The organism is Priestia sp. VA7 (assembly GCF_055710015.1).
Window position 1 is genome coordinate 1 of the sequence record NZ_JBVQPN010000036.1, and the last position, 1160, is coordinate 1160.

Sequence of the window (1160 nt, forward strand, 5' to 3'; positions counted from 1 at the left end):
AGTCTTAATAGGGCGATTTAGTATCATGTTGTAGACCCGAAACCATGTGACCTACCCATGAGCAGGTTGAAGGTGAGGTAAAACTCACTGGAGGACCGAACCAGGGCACGTTGAAAAGTGCTTGGATGACTTGTGGGTAGCGGAGAAATTCCAAACGAACTTGGAGATAGCTGGTTCTCTCCGAAATAGCTTTAGGGCTAGCGTCGATGTTAAGTCTCTTGGAGGTAGAGCACTGTTTGGGTGAGGGGTCCATCTCGGATTACCAATCTCAGATAAACTCCGAATGCCAACGAGATATCATCGGCAGTCAGACTGCGAGTGCTAAGATCCGTAGTCGAAAGGGAAACAGCCCAGACCACCAGCTAAGGTCCCAAAATAACTGTTAAGTGGAAAAGGATGTGGGGTTGCACAGACAACTAGGATGTTAGCTTAGAAGCAGCTATTCATTCAAAGAGTGCGTAATAGCTCACTAGTCGAGTGACCCTGCGCCGAAAATGTACCGGGGCTAAAACAGTTTACCGAAGCTGTGGATGACACAAAAGTGTCATGGTAGGAGAGCGTTCTATGTGTGAAGAAGGTGTACCGTGAGGAGCGCTGGAACGCATAGAAGTGAGAATGCCGGTATGAGTAGCGAAAGACAGGTGAGAATCCTGTCCACCGTAAGACTAAGGTTTCCAGGGGAAGGCTCGTCCGCCCTGGGTTAGTCGGGACCTAAGGAGAGACCGAAAGGTGTATCCGATGGCCAACAGGTTGATATTCCTGTACTAGAGTATATAGTGATGGAGGGACGCAGTAGGCTAACTAAACCGGACGATTGGAAGAGTCCGGCTAAGCAGTGAGGTGTAAGATGAGTCAAATGCTTATCTTTATAACATTGAGCTGTGATGGGGAGCGAATTTTAGTAGCGAAGTTAGTGATGTCACACTGCCAAGAAAAGCTTCTAGCGTTTAATGATACTCTACCCGTACCGCAAACCGACACAGGTAGTCGAGGCGAGTAGCCTCAGGTGATCGAGAGAACTCTCGTTAAGGAACTCGGCAAAATGACCCCGTAACTTCGGGAGAAGGGGTGCTGACTTAGGTCAGCCGCAGTGAATAGGCCCAAGCAACTGTTTATCAAAAACACAGCTCTCTGCTAAATCGTAAGATGATGTATAGGGG

1 rRNA gene is annotated in these 1160 nt (G+C 48.3%); it reads left to right on the top strand.

What is annotated here, in order from left to right:
- Window positions 1-1160 (top strand): 23S ribosomal RNA (locus AC0C45_RS30000); the annotation flags it as partial.